General features: G+C 61.0%; 17 protein-coding genes and 1 pseudogene. 6 read left to right on the top strand and 12 right to left on the bottom strand.

Translation table 11 applies throughout. The features are described 5' to 3' along the window. Positions 1-18: 18 nt before the first annotated feature. Positions 19-654 carry a hypothetical protein gene (locus tag FJ957_RS08600; RefSeq protein WP_140830448.1) on the bottom strand — a complete coding sequence of 212 codons (636 nt, stop codon included), beginning with the start codon at positions 652-654 and terminating at the stop codon, positions 19-21. A 168-nt stretch (positions 655-822) separates the two neighbouring features. Here FJ957_RS08600 and FJ957_RS08605 point away from each other — a divergent pair, with 168 nt between their 5' ends. Further along, positions 823-1017 carry a hypothetical protein gene (locus FJ957_RS08605; protein WP_140830450.1) on the top strand — a complete coding sequence of 65 codons (195 nt, stop codon included), beginning with the start codon at positions 823-825 and terminating at the stop codon, positions 1015-1017. Positions 1018-1441: 424 nt separating this feature from the next. On the opposite strand, the gene FJ957_RS08610 is transcribed toward FJ957_RS08605, so the two are convergent. Both FJ957_RS08610 and FJ957_RS31765 read right to left on the bottom strand, forming a co-directional pair. Continuing rightward, entirely contained in the window at positions 1442-2527 is a 1086-nt protein-coding gene (locus tag FJ957_RS08610; RefSeq protein WP_140830452.1) for a site-specific integrase, read from the bottom strand. A 238-nt stretch (positions 2528-2765) separates the two neighbouring features. Then, positions 2766-2942 (bottom strand): annotated as a pseudogene (locus tag FJ957_RS31765) (phytanoyl-CoA dioxygenase); the annotation flags it as partial. 168 nt (positions 2943-3110) lie between these two features. Here FJ957_RS31765 and FJ957_RS08625 point away from each other — a divergent pair. After that, entirely contained in the window at positions 3111-3314 is a 204-nt protein-coding gene (locus tag FJ957_RS08625; RefSeq protein ID WP_140542619.1) for a hypothetical protein, read from the top strand. A 204-nt stretch (positions 3315-3518) separates the two neighbouring features. On the opposite strand, the gene rbsK is transcribed toward FJ957_RS08625, so the two are convergent. The 3 genes from rbsK to ugpC are packed head-to-tail and all read right to left on the bottom strand — an operon-like array spanning position 3519 to position 6015. Further along, positions 3519-4472: a ribokinase gene (rbsK, locus tag FJ957_RS08630; RefSeq protein WP_140830453.1), complete on the bottom strand. Its 954-nt coding sequence runs from the start codon at positions 4470-4472 to the stop codon at positions 3519-3521. Positions 4473-4476: 4 nt separating this feature from the next. After that, positions 4477-4929 (bottom strand): RbsD/FucU family protein, encoded by a 453-nt coding sequence (locus FJ957_RS08635; protein ID WP_140677348.1) that lies wholly within the window; start codon positions 4927-4929, stop codon positions 4477-4479. 27 nt (positions 4930-4956) lie between these two features. Next, the gene (gene ugpC / locus FJ957_RS08640; protein ID WP_140830455.1) at positions 4957-6015 is read right to left on the bottom strand and encodes a sn-glycerol-3-phosphate ABC transporter ATP-binding protein UgpC; all 1059 of its coding nucleotides are present in this window, start codon (positions 6013-6015) and stop codon (positions 4957-4959) included. Between the two features lie 282 nt (positions 6016-6297). Between ugpC and FJ957_RS08645 the strand changes: the two genes are divergently transcribed. From FJ957_RS08645 to FJ957_RS08655, 3 genes are all read left to right on the top strand, one after another. After that, complete coding sequence (locus FJ957_RS08645; RefSeq protein ID WP_140830458.1) at positions 6298-7962, top strand: sugar ABC transporter substrate-binding protein; 1665 nt, start codon at positions 6298-6300, stop codon at positions 7960-7962. A gap of 195 nt (positions 7963-8157) precedes the next feature. Then, positions 8158-9273, top strand: a complete 1116-nt coding sequence (locus FJ957_RS08650) for a sugar ABC transporter permease (RefSeq protein ID WP_140830459.1) — start codon at positions 8158-8160, stop codon at positions 9271-9273. Positions 9274-9282: 9 nt separating this feature from the next. Then, a complete protein-coding gene (locus FJ957_RS08655) occupies positions 9283-10200 on the top strand; it encodes a carbohydrate ABC transporter permease (protein ID WP_140646117.1) in 918 nt (305 codons plus the stop codon). Positions 10201-10237: 37 nt separating this feature from the next. Here FJ957_RS08655 and FJ957_RS08660 read toward each other — a convergent pair whose 3' ends face one another. Both FJ957_RS08660 and FJ957_RS08665 read right to left on the bottom strand, forming a co-directional pair. After that, complete coding sequence (locus tag FJ957_RS08660) at positions 10238-10981, bottom strand: creatininase family protein (protein WP_140830461.1); 744 nt, start codon at positions 10979-10981, stop codon at positions 10238-10240. A 3-nt stretch (positions 10982-10984) separates the two neighbouring features. Next, entirely contained in the window at positions 10985-11551 is a 567-nt protein-coding gene (locus tag FJ957_RS08665; protein ID WP_140830463.1) for an SIS domain-containing protein, read from the bottom strand. Positions 11552-11736: 185 nt separating this feature from the next. Between FJ957_RS08665 and FJ957_RS08670 the strand changes: the two genes are divergently transcribed. Next, positions 11737-12759 (top strand): aldo/keto reductase, encoded by a 1023-nt coding sequence (locus FJ957_RS08670; RefSeq protein WP_140830465.1) that lies wholly within the window; start codon positions 11737-11739, stop codon positions 12757-12759. A 70-nt stretch (positions 12760-12829) separates the two neighbouring features. Here FJ957_RS08670 and hupB read toward each other — a convergent pair whose 3' ends face one another. The 4 genes from hupB to clpP form a co-directional block, all read right to left on the bottom strand. Then, positions 12830-13102 carry a DNA-binding protein HupB gene (gene hupB / locus FJ957_RS08675; protein WP_027166452.1) on the bottom strand — a complete coding sequence of 91 codons (273 nt, stop codon included), beginning with the start codon at positions 13100-13102 and terminating at the stop codon, positions 12830-12832. A gap of 196 nt (positions 13103-13298) precedes the next feature. Continuing rightward, positions 13299-15710 (bottom strand): endopeptidase La, encoded by a 2412-nt coding sequence (gene lon / locus FJ957_RS08680; RefSeq protein WP_140830467.1) that lies wholly within the window; start codon positions 15708-15710, stop codon positions 13299-13301. Positions 15711-15985: 275 nt separating this feature from the next. After that, a complete protein-coding gene (gene clpX, locus FJ957_RS08685; protein WP_140830469.1) occupies positions 15986-17260 on the bottom strand; it encodes an ATP-dependent Clp protease ATP-binding subunit ClpX in 1275 nt (424 codons plus the stop codon). Positions 17261-17551: 291 nt separating this feature from the next. Continuing rightward, positions 17552-18187, bottom strand: a complete 636-nt coding sequence (gene clpP, locus FJ957_RS08690; protein WP_140646123.1) for an ATP-dependent Clp endopeptidase proteolytic subunit ClpP — start codon at positions 18185-18187, stop codon at positions 17552-17554. Between the last annotated feature and the right edge of the window lie 122 nt (positions 18188-18309).

Below are 18309 nucleotides of genomic sequence, written 5' to 3' on the forward strand. Positions count from 1 at the left end.
TTTAGGGTACTGCGAATTTTATGGATAATCTTTTTCTTTATCTGGTAACGTCGACTCATTGTTGTTGACTGGCCCTTCTTTTGGGTTGAAATCTTTAACTATCTGCTCCATGTCTTTGAGTTCACCCTCGGTGGGACGGTCACTTTCGTCGATGACCGGATCGAGCATTGGGGGAAGAGCCTCTGGATCTGCCGCAGCGGCTCGTTCGAACCAGGTCTTAAGCGCGAGATCGAATTTGTCCCAATTGCTGGGGCCATCCTTGTCCGTTATCTCGTTGCCTTTATCGGCTGTTTGTTCCCCAGCTTCTCCTTGGGGTTCACCGGACTTCCAGTCTTCTTGTACATTGTGGGTTTGCGCACCCTCGTCACCCTGGTTTTCGGCGTTGCCGTAGTAGCTTCCACCGGTGGCTGTGCTGCCTTCAGGATGCTCGTCCGGGTGATCTCCGGGGTGATCGCCGCCATTATCCCGATTGCTCTCCCCACCGTTGTTCGCTGCGCGGCCATCGTCGCGCGCGCTCCTAACATCGCTGCCGGTTTTGCTGGCCGAAGGCAAAGCGCTCTTCCCAAAAGCATCTTTGCCGTCATGAATGTCGCCTTCGGCAGAGTGGTCGTCTCCACTATCATCGAAGTGGTCACCTTGATCTCCACCTGACACGTTGTCTCCTCCGCGTAGCTTTAGTAATGGGATTTAAGTGCCGCGCTGCGACGAGCAGTGAATTCAGGCATTTGCCTTTGTAAAGTGTGGCGAAACTTTTGCTCGCGCTGAGAAGTCTAACACGCCCAACTAAACTGGGCCACGGGGCTAGAACCGAAGGAGATTGTTATGGATTGGGTTCTGATTTTCTCGCTCCAATGGGTCGTTGCCGGAACGCCTACAGCGCCGACGACATGGACAAACGTGGACTACGCCAGCCAAGAGCTATGTGAGAATGCCGCTAAAGCTCTGAAAGCAGAAATGGAGAAGCCAATCGCGGATTCCGAGACCTATGTCAGAGCCGTGTGTGTGCAAAGGAAATGAGAGGAACTGCGTTTGACTAATCTTTATGGGGCTTGTTTTCAGGCTTCTGTCTCTCTGCCCTTTCAAGATGCCTGTAGATCGCCATTGGGAGGGTTATAGCGCAGACGCCAACGATCAGGCGAAGAAGGGTGACGTCCTGAGAAATGCTTGCGCAGTGAATCCTCAGACCGTCCCCGCACACAGCGTCATAAGCTTCATAAACTCGGACGCACGCGTCTAAACCAAGCCAGATCACGAGGAGCCCAACAGCGTACGGAATAGCTTGCTTTACTCTCGACATCTCGTCTCCGAATCCTGCTAGGATGTTCTCAATTCCGGTAAGCAGTATCGCAGAATTTCTAAAGAAAAAGCCCAAGGCGTGACCAAGGGCCAAGGTGAGTTAGGGGTAGGCTCCATGCGATGCAGCTTCGGGAAATAGTTGGATTTATTGCGAGCCAGTTAGTGCTTCGTCGGGAACTACCTTTCGCTGGATCGTTTTAAGATCACCTTGTTTCATTCCTATTAGTTTAGCCCTGACGGCCTCCTGATTGGCGTGTGCGTATCGGAAAAGCATCTGTGGCGTCCTGTGCCCCGATATGCTGGCTACCTCTGGGATCGACAGGCCCAGTTCAAACAATCTCGAAATCGCTTCGTGCCTCAGGTCATGGAAGTTCAGGTCATCGATCTGGGCTCGTTTGGTCAGCCTGTCCCATTGGAGGCGCATCGCCACAGGTGTGATAGGAAACGCTAGATCGGTCGGCTTGGCGGCTCCCGGCCGGAGCGCGGCTAGGATCGTCACAGCTCCGACGGTCAGTGGGATCATCCTCGAATAGCCGCTCTTCGTCTCAGGGATGACGAGGGAATGGCGTTCGAAGTCGATGTGCCGAAACTGAACGGAGAGCATCTCGCCACGCCTCATTGCCGTCTCAAGGGCAAACAAGATGATTGGTGCAACAAGCCCGTTCTTGCACTTTTTGGTCGCCTCCAGCAGCCTTTCCAATTCTCCAGAACGAAGGCGCCTCTCTCGCTTGTTGTCAGCTACCTGGAGTTTCAGTCCCTCCAATGGGTTCTCCAGGGGAATTTCCCACTCGACAAGAGCATGGCGGAACATGTGGGAGAGGGGAGAAAGCTCGCGTTTCAGGGATTTAGCGGTGACAGGCTTGTTCGATCTGTATTTGGGCTCTTTCAACCGTTGATCGCGGTAGGCCGCGAAATCGGCTGTGCTAAGCTCATACAGCGTCTTCTGACAGATCGGATAACGGAGGAACCGGTTTAACAGGATGGTCTCGACTGCCGAGCCTTTCTTTTTGGGTACGACCTCATTCCTATACCGTGTGACCAAGTCTGCAAGAGTGATCGACTTGAGTGTCTTTCTGTCGGGTCCTAGCTCGTGCCTGTCGTGCTGACGTTCAACCGTCCTGGCCCATTCACTAGCGGCTGCCTTTGAGTGGAATGACCTTGTTTGGACGGGGAAGCCTTGGCGCCTGACTTGGACCTGCCATTTGCCGTTGCGCTTGCGAAGAGTAGCCATTTTTAGCTCCGGTGTGACTGTGCTGTGACAGCAACCGACTAGTCAGATTTGGGCCTAGAGAGAGCTAAGGCTAGTGCATTGATATTACAGAGCTATTTATTCTGTGAGATCAAGCCTTGGAGGAGCGAGCGCTTCGTTTACACCGAAGATGTCGGCGGTTCGAGCCCGTCATCGCCCACCAATCCGCCGGACAAGTAGATGCAAAACGGCGAGGATCCGCCGTTGCGATCGTGCAGGTTCATCCGTTCCAGTTGACCAACTCCGGCAGCCTTTCGCCGAGTGGCGTCAGCTTTGCCGTCTCTGCGTTTCTCTTCTCCCACCCGCGCGGATCGCCCGCAAAGCCGGCGCGCCGCGGCGCCTCGCGCTCGCGCCAGGATCGGATCCGCGCCTCGCGTTCGACGAGATTGTCCACATCGCCGAGCTTGTCGGCTATCGATCGCTGGTCAATTTCGGGCGTCAATTCAAGGCGTTGAAGGGCCTTATGCCGCGCGAATATCGCGGCAGGTTCGCCAGTTGAGGTCTTTCTCGGAACCATTCCAATCTTGCCTCGTTCAGCCCACGGGCGAAAAACGGGAGAGATCAGATGGCTGTGAGATGTCGGATTTCCATCGACGACGAAAGGGATGTCGACGAGCTCGCCTTCCAGGAATTGCCGCGGGTCGGCGAAAGCGTGTCGATGCCGGTCGAAGGATCGAGCAGGGACCTGCGGGTGCTGCGGGTCGTGCATATGCCCGGCAGCGAGCAAGGTGCGACGACGATGCTGGAACTGACCAGCAGGATTCTGTAGCGCTATCCTTGGAAATCATTCGCCCAGGATAACCCCGGAAGCGATAATCTGGGCCGTCCGTTCGGTGAGTTTCTGGCGTTTCACCAGCGTGGGCTTCTCGTAAGGCTTTTTCATCCTACCGTTCCGGCGTCGCCGACCAGGAGGATGAACGCGCTCGCGTCGGTCGCGTTCCAGAATAAGCGGCCTCTAACAAGCCACGAAATATCAAAAGCGGGAGGTCCTGGCGAGCAGCGCCTCGACCTCCCACAATGCCGGCATCGACGGCGCGGTGCCTGGGCGGGTCACCGAAATGCCGGCGACCGCGCAGGCAAAACGCATGGCCTCCAGCGGCTCGACGCCTCTTGCCAGGGCCGCGGCCAGGCCGCCATTGAACGCGTCACCTGCCCCCGTCGTCTCGACCACCGGGCCGGCATTGACCGCGCCGACATGCTCGGATCGTTCCTTGGTGTGCAGCAGCGCGCCCTTCTCGCCGAGCGTCACGATGACGGCGCCGACACCCTTGGCCAGCAATGCGTCGGCGGCGCGGCGGGCGTCGTCGATCGACGAAACCTTGATGCCGGTCAGCCCTTCGGCTTCGGTCTCGTTGGGCGTGACATAGTCGCAGAGCGTATAGATGCGGTCGGGCAGGCTGGCGGCCGGCGCTGGGTTGAGGATGGTCGTCACCCCTGCCCCACGCGCGATCTCCAGCGCCTTCAATGCCGCGTCGATCGGCTGTTCGAGTTGGGTGACGAAGACGCCGGCGGACCGGATGAGCTCGGCATGCGCTTCGATGTCGGCCGGGGAAATCAGCATTGCGGCGCCCGGGCTGACGATGATGGCGTTGTTGCCGCTGCCTTCCTCGACGAAGATATAGGCAGCGCCCGTATAGCTGTCCGGCGTGTCGATGACGGCGCTTTTCACGCCCGCGTCCTTCCAGGTCTGCTTGGCCATGTCGGCGAAAGCATCGACGCCGAGGCGCGTCAGGAAGGTGATGTCGGCGCCGAGCTTGCCGGCGGCCACGGCCTGGTTCGATCCCTTGCCGCCCGGGCCGAGCTTGAAGGAATTGCCGAGGATCGTCTCGCCCAGGCGCGGCTGGCGGTCGGCGCGATAGGCGGTGTCGGCGACGAACACGCCCAGGATCACAACGGGCTTCATGACGACAGGCTTGCCGGTGGCCATGTCCTTACTCCGCATCCGGCGGCACGACGCCCTTGCGGAAGGCAAAGCAGCCATAGAAGCGGCGCTCGCCCGTCTGGATCACGCAATAGGCTTTCTTGGAGCGCTCGTAAAAGGCGTAGCGCTCGATCGAGATCATCGGCCAGGGCTTGCCCTCGGCCGCGTCGATCTCCTTCTGAACCTCCTTCTGCACCGGTGGGATTTCGTTCGGCTTGCCGACGATCTCCATGCGAGCGGCGGCATCATTGACGAAAGTATCCAGCGGCAAGACCGACAGCACCGCCTTCACCACTTCGGCCGCCGTCGCGTCGATGCGCAAGAGCTTGCCGAGCACGGTTTGCCTGGCCACGGAATCGGACGGGAAATTGGTGTCGGCTATGATCAGGTCGTCGCCATGGCCCATTGCCCGCAGCGCCTGGAGCACATCGGCATTGAGCAGCGGATTGATCCCTTTGAGCATGGTTTCCTCTTGAAGGGTTGTGTGCGGTCAGAGACGCTTGCCGGTCCCGGCGTCGAAGAGGTGGACCTGGTCGAGACGCGGCTTGAGCTTGAGCGTGTCGCCCGGCTTGAAGTCGTGGCGCTCGCGAAACAGCGCCACCATCTCGCCTTCGCCGAAGCGCACGAAGGCCAGCGTCTCGGAGCCTGTCGGCTCGACCACCGAGACGGTGGATGCGACGCCGTCCGGATGGATCTCCAGATGCTCCGGCCGCACGCCGTAGACAACGGGCTGGCCATCCTCGGCGGTAACTCCCGACGGCATCGGGAACGCCGTGCCCGCGATCTCGACGACCCGCTTCTCAGCCTTCTTCACGGTGCCCTTGAGCAGGTTCATCGAAGGCGAGCCGATGAAGCCGGCGACGAAAAGGTTCGCCGGCCGGTCGAACAGCTCAAGCGGCGCGCCGACCTGCTCGATGCGGCCGTCGCGCATCACGACGATCTTGTCGGCCATGGTCATGGCCTCGATCTGGTCATGGGTGACGTAGATGGTGGTCGTCTTCAGCCGCTGGTGCAACTCCTTGATCTCGGTGCGCATCTGCACGCGCAGCTTGGCGTCGAGGTTGGAAAGCGGCTCGTCGAACAGGAACACCTGCGGATTGCGCACGATGGCGCGGCCCATGGCGACGCGCTGGCGCTGGCCGCCGGAAAGCTGGCGCGGGTAGCGCTTGAGGTACGGAGCAAGGTCGAGGATGTCGGCAGCGCGCTTGACGCGTTCGGCGACGACGGCCGGATCGGTGCCGCGCAGCTTCAGCGCGAAGGCCATGTTCTGCTCCACCGTCTTGTGCGGATAGAGCGCATAGTTCTGGAACACCATGGCAATGTCGCGCTTCGCCGGCGGCAGGTTGTTGACGACGCGGTCGCCGATCGAGATCGTGCCGCCGGAAACGGTCTCCAGCCCCGCCACCATCCTCAAAAGCGTGGACTTGCCGCATCCTGACGGACCGACCAGCACGACGAACTGTCCGTCGGCAATATCGACGCTGACCTCATGCAGCACCTTGACGGTTCCGAACGCCTTGGCCACACTGCTGATCGCGACTTGAGCCATCGTCTCCCCTTTTATCTTTTGCGGTGAAGCTAGCCATTGCCAGCGGCAACGGCAAGTCGGTATCTTATAGATAAAAAGCCAATCTTGTTGACAAGGTAATCGATTACGCGAATAGTGGCGAGTGCCAATCCGAGAGCAGGCCTGTTACCCTGAGATCGGAGCTCCGGCGACGCAGGGTGGGGTCCCACGTCCCCGTATGATCGAGGAGAACCGAGAGGCGTTTCGACGTCCGAGAGATTGGCACTTCAATTCAATGGCTGTTGTTCTGGGAGGAACCTGTAGATGAGAGTCGATCTGTATGAAAAACTGATGCGCGCTGGCGCCAGCCGCCGCGATCTGTTGAAAGGCGCGGCCAGCATGGCCGCGATCGCCGCCGCCTCCGGCGCCGGGCTCGGCGCGCTGACGAGGCCGGCCGCGGCCGATGACGAGCTGCGCAAGAAAATCCTGCAGATCCCGGGCGTCGGCAAAGGCCAGCCTACCGATGCCGACTTCCAGAAAGTCGGCGAGCTCTGCCTCGAAGCGACCAAGGCCAATGTCAAGGAAGGCGAGTTCGCCGGTGTCGAGCTCACCTTCATGGGCCTCAACAACCAGAACCTGCACAATGTGCTGTTTCGCGGCTTCCTGAAGCCATGGGAGGCCTATACGGGCGCCAAGATCAGTTGGATCGACCTCGCCCAGGCCGACTACAACGCCCGCTTGCAGCAGTCGATCGCCACCGGCACCGTCGACTTCGACATCATCGAGATGGGCGCGCCCTTCGAAGGCGATGTCTGCGGCAAGGGCCTCACCTCCGAGATGCCCGACTGGGTCAAGAAGCAGATCGACTTCGACGACCTCGTCAACTACCTGAAGCCGCCGGTCGGCACTTGGGACGGCAAGCAGTATCGCGTGACCATCGACGGCGACACGCACAACTTCAACTACCGCACCGACGTCTTCGCCGATGCCGATCTCGCCAAGGCCTGGAAAGAAAGCGGCGCCACGACCGAGTGGGGTGTGCCGAAGACCTGGCAGGAAGTGCAGGCCGTAACTAAGTTCCTCAAAGGCAAGAAATTCAAGGGCCAGGACGTTTATGGCTATCTCGACGCGCCCAAGCCCTGGGGCGGTTTCGGCTTCTACTTCCTCGGCAGCCGCGCCACGGCCTACGCCAAGCATCCCGACGACAAGGCCTGGCTGTTCGATGCCGACACCATGAAGCCGCGCATCAACAATCCGGCCTGGGTGCGCGCCATCCAGGACGTGATCGACGCCCTGCCGTCCGAGCCCGCCGACCAGATCAACGCCGATCCCAACACCACGGCCTTCCAGCAGTTCCTGGCCGGCACCGGCTCGATGATCCCCTGGTGGGGCGATGTCGGCTCGAACGTCAAGACCAATGACTCATCGGTCATCGGCGACGTCACCGGCTTCTCGATCCTGCCGGGCTCCGACGACGTCTACAACTCCAAGACCGGCAAGTGGGACAAGCTCGCCAGCGGCCCGAACTATGCGCCGAACTGCGCCTATCTCGGCTGGGGCGTCTATGTCATGGCCCGCGTCGACAAGGACGAAAAGAAGAAGAAGGCGGCATGGTCGGCCGCCGCGCATCTCGGCGGCAAGGACCTGTCGATCTGGACGGCGATGTACCCGTCGGGCTTCCAGCCCTACCGCAACTCCCATTTCAACATTCCGGAGTGGGTGGCGGCCGGTTACGACGAGGCCTTCATCACCTCCTATCTCAAGTCGGAAGGCGATTCCTACAACCATCCGAACGCGGCGATCGAGCCGCGCATCCCCGGCATCTTCCAGTACTACTCCGCCGCCGAGGACATCCTGGCCAACACCTTCGCCGGCAAGATGAAGGCGCAGGAAGGCGCCGACGCCATCGCCGCGGCCTGGGAAAAGCTGACCGACCAGATCGGCCGCGAAAACCAGATCAAGCTCTACAAAGCCTCGCTCGGCATGTAGGCTGGCTTATGAGACGTCGCGGCCCGGTGGCACATCGACATCGGGCCGCATCTTTACCGGCTCGGCCGGTTTGATGCGCTAGAGCAATTCCAGGAAAAGTGTGAGCGGTTCTCCGCCTGGAATTGCGAAAAAACAAAGAGATAGGGCGGTTCGCCGTTTCCGTGAAACGGTGAAGCGCTCTAGAAGGCGAGAGGCGTGGCTCAGCAGATTTCGACCGCGAATGCGTGGCCGGCAAATCCGGCCGACCTGATCCCGGCAGGCCGCAAACGCCTCGGCTGGGGCCTGCTGGCCCTCGCGACGCTTGGCCTGCTGGCGATCATCGTCGTGCAGGTGCTCTACAAGACCGAGATTTCCACGGTCGGTTTCGACACCTGGCGACCGGTGATCTACGCTTACATCTTGTGGGGCGCAGCGCTGGGCGCCTGGCAGGTGCTGACGCGTGGCGAGGACGGGCAGCGCGCGCTGTTCCTTTTGCCGGCGCTGCTCTTCACCATTGCCATGGTGATCTTCCCGACGCTGTTCGGCTTCTACATCGCGCTGACCGACTGGAACCTCAGCTCGTTTACCGGACGCAGGTTCAACGGCCTCGACAATTTCTGGCAGATGCTGGCCGACCCCTATTACCGCAACGCGCTGTTCAACATGGTGCTCTATGTGCTTGCGGTGCTGGTCGAATATGTCATCGCCTTCGGCCTGGCGCTGCTGCTCAACGCGCAGATCCGCGCCCGCAAATTCTTCCGCGTCGTCTTCCTTTTGCCGCTGATGCTGTCGCCGGTCGCGGTGTCCTGGATGGTCGGCAAATCGCTGATGGAGTACCGGTTCGGACCGGCGGCGACGCTGGCGCGTCATCTCGGCTGGGACAATCCCGCCTTCTTCTCCGATCCGATCACCGCCCGCATCTCGATCATGATGCTCGACGCCTGGACCTTCATCCCGTTCATGATGATCATGCTGCTTGCCGGCCTGCAGGCGATGTCGCGCGAGGTTCTGGAAGCCGCCCGCGTCGACGGCGCAACCGCATGGCAGACCTTCTGGCAAGTCACCTTTCCGCTGATGCTGCCGGTGTCGGTGACGGCCGTGATCCTGCGCATCATCTTCAAGCTGAAGCTCGCCGACATCATCATCACCTTGACCTCCGGCGGCCCCGGCGGCGCCACCGATTCCGTGTCGAGCTTCATCTATCGCGAGTACCGTGACCGCTCGAATGTCGGCTACGGCACCATGCTGGCCATGGCCTATCTCATCATCATCGTCGTGTTCGTGACCTGGCTCCTGAAATTCGCCAGTCGCTTCGTGCGCAACGTCAACTGAGCGGCCGTCATGAGCGTCCAGACCACCGACTACACCGTTTCCGAAATCCGCTCGCCGGCAGCCTTCATCGCCAGCCGCGTCTTCATCTACGGCGCGCTTATCTTCTGGGCTTTCGTCTGTCTGTTCCCGATTTACTGGACGATCACCACCTCGTTCAAATCGGCGGTCGACGTCACGCAAGGGCATCTCATTCCCTTCGTCGACTTCCAGCCGGACTGGAAAGGCTGGCGCTCGCTCGGCCTGTCGCCGGATTCGATCTTCCAGACATCGACCGTGCGCGACGAATTTCTGAAACGGTTCATGAATTCCGTCATCACCTCTGTCGGGGCATCGGGCCTCGCCATCATCATCGGCAGCCTCGCCGCTTATGGCCTCACCCGCTATCGCTACAAATTCGCCTGGTTCAAGAACGAGGACATCTCTTTCTTCTTCCTGTCGCAGTTGATCCTGCCGCCCGTCGTGCTGGCGCTCCCCTTCCTGGTGCTCTACCGCGAAGTCGCCCTCCTCGATACGCGCATCGGGCTTGTGCTCCTCTACACGCTGATGGTGCTGCCGATCGTCATCTGGATCATGCGCGACCAGTTCAACTCTATTCCCGTCGAATTGGAGGAGGCCGCTTTGGTCGACGGACTGTCGATCTGGGGCGCCTTCTTCCGCATCGTCATGCCGATCGCGCTGCCCGGCATGGTCGCCGCTTTCATCCTGGCGATGGTGCTGTGCTGGAACGAGTATTTCTTCGCCGCCCTGCTGACGTCGACGGACGCCAAGACAATCCCCGTCATGGTGGCGAGCCAGACCGGCTCGCAAGGCATCAACTGGTGGTCGATGGCAGCCCTCGCGACGGCAGCGATCGCGCCGCTGGCGATCATCGGCATCGCGCTCGAGCGCTATCTGATCATGGGCATGACGGCCGGCTCGGTGAAATAGGCGCCTTCTCCTTCCCCCCTTGTGGGAGAAGGGAGAGCTAGGCCTGCAGGATCGACCTCAAATGGTCGAGGATCATGGCGACGCCGATCTTGCCGAGACCCGCGGAGGCTTCCGCGGCGCCTTTAGTGTACCAGCCGGTGTTGTCGGCGAAATGCTTCTCGTCCACCGCCTCCGGGCATAGGGCCAGCATCAGCGATGTCTCGCCGATGCCGGCATGGTCGAACGGGTATTTGCCGTTCATCGCGGCCGGCATCAGCGGATGCACCTGCACCCAGTTGAAGACATTCTCGCCCTGGGCGTGGCCGGCATAGTAGTCGGCCATCGCGTTCGAACCCCACCAGCCCTCGCCGCGTTCCTTTTCGAGGAAGCGGAAGATCGCCTGCCGGCCGGCGGTCTTGAAGGCGAGATCGGTCGGCATGCCGGCCGCGAAATTCTCGGTCTGATGATGGATGATGGCGTGGATGTTGCGGAAGCCGATGCGCAGCAGGCCGTAGAACAATTCCTCCGCGAAAGGCGAAAGCGCGAGACCGCCGACCTGCACCGAGCCGCTGCCTTCCGGCGCCGCGACCGCATAGCTTGCTGCGCCGTAATAGAACGGCGGCAGGATGACAATGTCCCTCTCCTTCTCGATCAGTTCCAGCGTCTTGATCACCGCCAGCGTGTCCATGCCGACGGCCATGTGCTCGCCGTGGTATTCGAGCACGCCGAGCGGCAGAACGACCGGCCGGTTCTCCTCGATCGCCTTGCGGATCTGGTGCGGCAGCATCAGCTCGTAGCGCATCCCTTACTCCATATTGGTGTGCCTGGCGCGCATCGCTTCCGGCGTCGCCCCGGTCAGCGCCTTGAGCTTGAGCACCATGATTTCGAACAAAAGGAATAATGCGCCTTCGAACAGCGAGCCCATCGGCAGCACCGAGCTTCGAGCTGCACCCTGGTCGCTGGCCATCGTCTGCGCCGGGATGAGCAGGGTGAAGTAGGCAAGCTTCCCGGCGCTGCCTTCCGGTTCTGCGGTCAAGAGCAGCACCTTTGCCCCAGCCGCGCGGGCAACCCGCATCAAGGTCAGCACCGTGGTGGTCTCGCCCGGCCCTGAACTCGCCAGGAAGACATCGCCCTGCCCCAATGGCGGCGTGGTCATGTCGCCGACGACCGAGACCGGCAGGCCAAGATGATAGAGCCGCATGGCGAAGCCCTTGACCTGCAGCGCCTCGCGGCCGCAGCCATGGACGGCGATCCTGCCGGCGCCGGCAAGCATTGCGCAGGCGGCGTCGATTTGGGCTTCATCCGTGCGCGCCAGCACCGCGCCAAGCTCATTCAGCGCGGTCGCGAACATGCCTGATCCGGCTTTGGTCATGATGGCTCACCCTGCCTGCGGAGGTATCGCTTGGCTTTGTGGATTTGCGGTGTGCTGCCGCGAAAGGCTTGTTTTTGTTCATGCTACCACCGCGAAAATCGCTGTCCAACGAGCCCCGGCACTTTTGCTGGGCCACGAGCGTGATAGTGTCATGTCAGACAAATCGCTCCAGGACATCGTCAGACATGAAGACACGGCATTTCGACCGCATCGGCAATGGCGGCATCACCTTCACCGAACTTGGCTTCGGCACGGCGCCGCTCGGCAATCTCTACCGCGCCATCTCCGACGAGGACGCCAACGCCACCTTGCAGGCGGCATGGGTGACCGGATGCCGCTACTATGATACGGCCCCGCTCTACGGCCTTGGCCTGTCTGAAACCCGCCTCAACCCATTCCTGCGCGGCAGGAAGCGCGACGACTATGTCTTGTCGAGCAAGGTCGGCCGCATCATGCGCGTCTCCGCGCCGGACAAGCGCACCGGCATCGGCAAGTTTTTCGACACGCCGTCGCGCCGTGAGGTCTACGACTACAGCTATGACGGCGTCATGCGTTCCTTCGAGGCCTCGCTGGAGCGTCTGGGCGTCGACCGCATCGACATCCTCTACGTCCACGACGTCGACATCTTTACCCATGGCAGCAAGGAAGCTTCGGATGCCCGTATCGAGGAGTTCATGTCGTCCGGCTATTACGGGCTGCTTTCGCTGCGCGACCAGGGCGTCATCAAGGCCTTCGGCGGCGGCATCAACGAGTGGCAGGTCGCTCAAACCCTCGCCGAACGCGGCGACTTCGACCTGTTCCTGCTCGCCGGCCGCTACACGCTGCTCGAACAGGACGCGCTTGCCAGCTTCCTGCCGCTTTGCCAGAAGCGCGGCATCGGCATCGTGCTGGGCGGGCCCTACAATTCCGGCGTGCTTGCGACCGGACCGAAGCCCGGAGCCTTCTACAATTACAGCGAGGCGCCGAAGGAGATCCTGGATCGCGTGGCGCGTATCGAAGCCGTCTGCAAGCGCCACAACGTGCGCCTGATCGAGGCGGCTCTGCAGTTCCCGCTGCAGCATCCTTCGGTGATGTCGGTGATCCCCGGCGGTCAGCGGCCGGCCGAGGTCGAAAGCAACCGGGCGCTGCTCGACACCAAAATACCTGCGGCGCTGTGGGTGGATTTGAAACAGGAAGGCCTGATGCGCGCCGACGCGCCGACGGCCTGAGCCGCTGCGAACAGCCGTAAAAAAGAAAAGCCGGGCAAGCCCGGCTTTTCTGCTCTTAAAAGAAAAGGTCTTAGTTGACCGCGTCCTTGAGGCCCTTGCCGGCCGAGAACTTCGGCACGGTGCGCGCCGGAATCTTCACTTCCGCGCCGGTCTGCGGGTTGCGGCCGGTCGAAGCAGCGCGTTTTGACACGGTGAAATTTCCGAAGCCGACAAGCCGGACATCGCCGCCCTTCTTCAGTTCGCCGGTAATCACGGAGAACACCGCATCGACGGCGGACTGCGCATCAGCCTTCGAAATGCTTGCGGAGTCGGCGACGGCGGACACCAGTTCGTTCTTGTTCATAAAAATTCCCTTCCATGAGAAAACCGGAACTTACGACTCATCCGGCAGGAAACGGACTTTAGAAAGAAGCGTTCCGGAACCCAAGCCGAAAACCGCGGAATTCCGGGCTTTTTTCCACTTTTTCGTCGCTTTTTCACATGAAAAAGCCGGGCTCAAGGCCCGGCTCTCTCTTTGTGCGCTGCAATGTTAGCAAATACTAATGAGCAAGCGACTTTCCGGCATCGTCGCCGCTGTCGACCGGAGCCGGTGCATTGACCGGCTCGACCCACTCGATCGGCTCCGGCATCCTGGTCAGCGCGTGCGCGAGCACCTCGCCGACCCGCGAGACCGGGACGATCTCCATGCCGTTCTTCACATTGTCCGGAATGTCCGCCAGATCCTTGACGTTCTCTTCCGGGATCAGGACCTTCTTGATACCGCCGCGCAATGCCGCGAGCAGCTTCTCCTTCAGGCCGCCGATCGGCAGGATGCGGCCGCGCAGCGTGATCTCGCCGGTCATCGCCACATCGGCCCGCACCGGGATACCCGTCAGCACCGACACGATGGCCGTGGCCATCGCGGCGCCGGCGGACGGGCCGTCCTTCGGAGTCGCGCCTTCCGGCAAGTGCACGTGGATGTCGCGCTTGTCGAACAGCGGCGGCTCGATGCCGAAATCGATAGCGCGGGAGCGGACATAGGATGCCGCCGCCGAGATCGATTCCTTCATCACGTCGCGCAGATTGCCGGTCACCGTCATGCGGCCCTTGCCGGGCATCATGACGCCTTCGACCGTCAGCAGCTCGCCGCCGACTTCCGTCCAGGCAAGACCCGTGACCACGCCGACCTGATCGTCGGCCTCGACCTGGCCGAAGCGGAAGCGCGGCACGCCGAGATAATCGGCGAGGTTGTCCGCCGTGATCTTCACCGTCTTCTTCTTCGTCCGCAGTATCTCGGTCACCGCCTTGCGCCCGAGCTTCATCAGCTCGCGCTCCAGGCTGCGCACGCCGGCTTCCCGCGTGTAGGTCTGGATGATGCCGCGGATCGCGTCCTCGCCGACCGAGAATTCGTTCGGCTGCAGGGCATGGTCGCGGATCACCTTGGGCATCAGGTGACGCTTGGCGATTTCGATCTTCTCGTCCTCGGTGTAGCCGGCGATACGGATGATCTCCATGCGGTCCATCAGGGGCGCAGGGATGTTCAGCGTGTTTGCCGTCGTCACGAACATCACGCTCGACAGGTCGTATTCGACCTCGAGGTAATGATCCATGAACGTCGAGTTCTGCTCGGGATCGAGCACCTCGAGCAGGGCCGAAGACGGGTCGCCGCGGAAGTCCTGGCCCATCTTGTCGATCTCGTCGAGCAGGAAGAGCGGGTTGGACTTCTTGGCTTTCTTCATCGACTGGATGACCTTGCCGGGCATCGAGCCGATATAGGTCCGCCTGTGGCCACGGATCTCGGCCTCGTCACGCACGCCGCCGAGCGCCATGCGGATGAACTCGCGGCCGGTGGCCTTGGCGATCGACTTGCCGAGCGAGGTCTTGCCGACGCCGGGCGGGCCGACGAGGCACAGGATCGGCCCCTTCAGCTTCTTCTGCCGGCTCTGCACGGCCAGATACTCGACGATGCGCTCCTTAACCTTGTCGAGGCCGAAATGGTCGGTGTCGAGGACGTTCTGGGCGAAGGCCAGGTCCTGCTTGACCTTGGAGTTCTTGCCCCACGGGATCGACAGCAGCCAGTCGAGATAGTTGCGCACGACCGTCGATTCAGCCGACATCGGCGACATCGAGCGCAGCTTCTTCAATTCGGCTTCCGCCTTCTCGCGGGCCTCCTTGGAGAGCTTGGTCTTCTTGATGCGCGCTTCGATCTCGGCGGCCTCGTCGCGGCCGTCCTCGCCCTCGCCGAGCTCCTTCTGGATCGCCTTCATCTGCTCGTTGAGGTAGTACTCGCGCTGCGTCTTCTCCATCTGGCGCTTGACGCGCGAACGGATGCGCTTTTCCACCTGGAGCACGGAGATTTCGGCTTCCATGAAGCCCATCGCCTTCTCCAGACGCTCCTTGACGGAAAGCGTGGCGAGCATCTCCTGCTTCTCGGGGATCTTGATGGCGAGATGCGAGGCAACCGTATCGGCGAGCTTGGAATAGTCGTCGATCTGGCTGGCGGCGCCCACCACTTCGGGCGAGATCTTCTTGTTCAGCTTGACGTAATTCTCGAAGTCGGTGACGACCGAGCGGGCAAGCGCCTCGATCTCGACCTCTTCCTCTTCCGGTTCGGCGAGCGCGGTAGCGCGGGCTTCGTGGAAATCGACGCGGTCGGTGAACGAGACGATCTTGGCGCGCGAGGCGCCCTCGACCAGAACCTTCACGGTGCCGTCGGGCAGCTTCAAGAGCTGCAGCACATTGGCGAGCGTTCCGATGTCGAAAATCGCATCGGGCTCAGGATCGTCGTCGGCTGCATTCATCTGGGTGGCGAGCAGGATCTGCTTTTCCTGACCCATCACCTCTTCCAGCGCCTTGATCGACTTTTCACGGCCCACGAAGAGCGGAACGATCATATGCGGGAACACGACGATATCGCGCAGTGGGAGGACTGCGAAAACGCCGTCGCCGGAAGCCTTGGATATCTTGGCCATTGTCCAACCTTTCATATCGCGGCTGCTTATTTTAGCCAACCGCGAATCTCATATTAACGACCGAGTGTCGTTCCGCCTACCACCGTTTGTGACGGGAGTTTTACAGCACAGAATTCGGCGCCTCGGCCTTCTGCTGTTAGGTGGATGCAGCCGGGGCAAAGATCAAGGGTTAACACGGTCGCTCGACCCGTTCCATTGCGTGCCTTCCCGCCTTTCACAGCAAAACGGCGCCACGCGGGCGCCGTTCCATGAAAATTATGGGGTCAAACGCCATTTCAGGCGCTGACATTGCCCTTCTTTTCCTTCTGCTCGGAATAGATGTAGAGCGGCCGGGCGTTGCCGGACACCACCTCTTCCGAGATCACCACTTCGCGCACGCCTTCCAGCGCCGGGAGCTCGAACATCGTGTCGAGCAGGATCGCTTCCATGATGGAGCGCAGGCCGCGGGCACCGGTCTTGCGCTCGATGGCGCGCTTGGCGATCGCCGACAGCGCGTTCTCGTGGAAGGTCAGATCGACATTCTCCATCTCGAACAGCCGCTGATACTGCTTGACCAGCGCGTTCTTCGGCTCGGTCAGGATCTGGATCAGCGCCGGCTCGTCGAGGTCTTCCAGCGTCGCCAGGACCGGCAGACGACCGACGAATTCCGGGATCAGGCCGAATTTCAGCAGATCCTCAGGCTCGACCTGGCGGAACAGATCGCCGGTGCGGCGATCCTCGGGTGAGGCCACCGTCGCGCCAAAACCGATCGAGGTCTTGCGGCCGCGGTCCGAGATGATCTTGTCGAGACCCGCGAAGGCTCCGCCGCAGATGAACAGGATGTTGGCGGTATCGACCTGCAGGAATTCCTGCTGCGGATGCTTGCGGCCACCCTGCGGCGGCACCGAGGCCACCGTGCCTTCCATGATCTTCAAGAGCGCCTGCTGCACGCCCTCGCCCGACACGTCGCGGGTGATCGAGGGATTGTCCGATTTGCGCGAGATCTTGTCGATCTCGTCGATATAGACGATACCGCGCTGCGCCCGCTCGACATTGTAGTCGGCCGACTGCAACAGCTTCAGGATGATGTTCTCGACGTCCTCGCCGACGTAGCCGGCCTCGGTCAGCGTCGTGGCGTCGGCCATGGTGAACGGCACGTCGATGATGCGGGCGAGCGTCTGCGCCAACAGCGTCTTGCCGCAGCCGGTCGGGCCGATCAGCAGGATGTTCGACTTGGCCAGTTCGACGTCGTTGCTCTTGCCGGCATGCGCCAGGCGCTTGTAGTGGTTGTGAACCGCCACCGACAGCACGCGCTTGGCGTAAGGCTGGCCGATGACGTAGTCGTCGAGGACCTTGAGGATTTCCTGCGGTGTCGGCACGCCTTCGCGCGACTTCACCATCGAGGTCTTGTTCTCCTCGCGGATGATGTCCATGCACAGTTCGACGCACTCGTCGCAGATGAAGACCGTCGGCCCGGCGATCAGCTTGCGGACTTCGTGCTGGCTCTTGCCGCAAAACGAGCAGTAAAGCGTGTTCTTTGAATCACCGCCACCGTTGCCGACCTTGCTCATTTTTCTGTCCTTTCACCAACGCCCGCCGGTGGTCTGGCTTTGAGTGACGTCTCACCAATCTATCGCGGGAATCCGCCACCGCCAGTGTCCCGGCTCACACAGCGCATTCCGTACGAAACACAAATCACAAAACGCGGCAATGATTCGCAGCAACCCCACGCAAAGCTAAGCCGTCGAAAATCAACATAGCCTTAACGTAGGCAATCCCAACGCCTGAGGGAACAGCCAAATGTGGCCGAAATGCCGCAAGACGCGCCAAAACCGCGTTATGCTGCCATTTGCCGTCGATGCTCAGGCAGAAGCCGTGGCAGTCTCGACGGCTTCGCGGCTGGAAATGACCTTGTCGATCAGACCGAAGTCCTTGGCCTCGTCCGCGGTCATGAAATGGTCGCGGTCGAGCGTCTTCTCGATCTCGTCATAGCTCTTGCCGGTGTGCTTGACATAGACCTCGTTCAAGCGGCGCTTCAGCTTGATGATGTCCTGCGCATGACGTTCGATGTCCGAAGCCTGACCCTGGAAGCCGCCGGACGGCTGATGGACCATGATCCGGGCGTTCGGCGTGGCAAAACGCATGTCCTTGTGGCCGGCGGTCAGGAGTAGCGAACCCATCGACGCGGCCTGGCCGATGCAGAGCGTCGACACCGCCGGCTTGATGAACTGCATGGTGTCGTAGATCGCCATGCCCGAGGTGACGACGCCGCCCGGCGAGTTGATATAGAGGTTTATTTCCTTCTTGGGGTTTTCCGCCTCGAGGAACAAAAGCTGTGCACAAACCAGCGTCGCCATCCCGTCCTCGACCGGACCGGTGATGAAGATGATGCGTTCCTTCAAGAGGCGCGAGAAAATGTCATAGGCACGCTCGCCGCGGTTGGTCTGCTCGACCACCATCGGAACGAGGTTCATGTAGGTTTCAACGGGGTTCTTCATGGACTACCCTTGTTGGAGATGGATTCCGGCGCCTCGGTATATCGGCAATCGCGCGGAATCGTTCTGGATCGGTTACGACCTAAATAGGATGCAGGCTCACCCTAGCGCAAGGCCGCCTCTCC

It is taken from the genome of Mesorhizobium sp. B2-4-6 (genome assembly GCF_006442775.1).
Lineage (GTDB): Bacteria > Pseudomonadota > Alphaproteobacteria > Rhizobiales > Rhizobiaceae > Mesorhizobium.

What these genes read in the sequence shown, in the direction of transcription:
- ugpC (WP_140830455.1), bottom strand. Translation starts at nt 6,015, where the DNA reads ATGGCTCAAGTCGCGATCAGCAGTGTGGCCAAGGCGTTCGGAACCGTC.
- FJ957_RS08665 (WP_140830463.1), bottom strand. Translation starts at nt 11,551, where the DNA reads ATGACCAAAGCCGGATCAGGCATGTTCGCGACCGCGCTGAATGAGCTT.
- FJ957_RS08605 (WP_140830450.1), top strand. Translation starts at nt 823, where the DNA reads ATGGATTGGGTTCTGATTTTCTCGCTCCAATGGGTCGTTGCCGGAACG.
- lon (WP_140830467.1), bottom strand. Translation starts at nt 15,710, where the DNA reads ATGGCCAAGATATCCAAGGCTTCCGGCGACGGCGTTTTCGCAGTCCTC.
- clpP (WP_140646123.1), bottom strand. Translation starts at nt 18,187, where the DNA reads ATGAAGAACCCCGTTGAAACCTACATGAACCTCGTTCCGATGGTGGTC.
- FJ957_RS08610 (WP_140830452.1), bottom strand. Translation starts at nt 2,527, where the DNA reads ATGGCTACTCTTCGCAAGCGCAACGGCAAATGGCAGGTCCAAGTCAGG.
- FJ957_RS08655 (WP_140646117.1), top strand. Translation starts at nt 9,283, where the DNA reads ATGAGCGTCCAGACCACCGACTACACCGTTTCCGAAATCCGCTCGCCG.
- FJ957_RS08660 (WP_140830461.1), bottom strand. Translation starts at nt 10,981, where the DNA reads ATGCGCTACGAGCTGATGCTGCCGCACCAGATCCGCAAGGCGATCGAG.
- rbsK (WP_140830453.1), bottom strand. Translation starts at nt 4,472, where the DNA reads ATGGCCACCGGCAAGCCTGTCGTCATGAAGCCCGTTGTGATCCTGGGC.
- hupB (WP_027166452.1), bottom strand. Translation starts at nt 13,102, where the DNA reads ATGAACAAGAACGAACTGGTGTCCGCCGTCGCCGACTCCGCAAGCATT.
- FJ957_RS08625 (WP_140542619.1), top strand. Translation starts at nt 3,111, where the DNA reads ATGGCTGTGAGATGTCGGATTTCCATCGACGACGAAAGGGATGTCGAC.
- FJ957_RS08670 (WP_140830465.1), top strand. Translation starts at nt 11,737, where the DNA reads ATGAAGACACGGCATTTCGACCGCATCGGCAATGGCGGCATCACCTTC.
- clpX (WP_140830469.1), bottom strand. Translation starts at nt 17,260, where the DNA reads ATGAGCAAGGTCGGCAACGGTGGCGGTGATTCAAAGAACACGCTTTAC.
- FJ957_RS08645 (WP_140830458.1), top strand. Translation starts at nt 6,298, where the DNA reads ATGAGAGTCGATCTGTATGAAAAACTGATGCGCGCTGGCGCCAGCCGC.
- FJ957_RS08635 (WP_140677348.1), bottom strand. Translation starts at nt 4,929, where the DNA reads ATGCTCAAAGGGATCAATCCGCTGCTCAATGCCGATGTGCTCCAGGCG.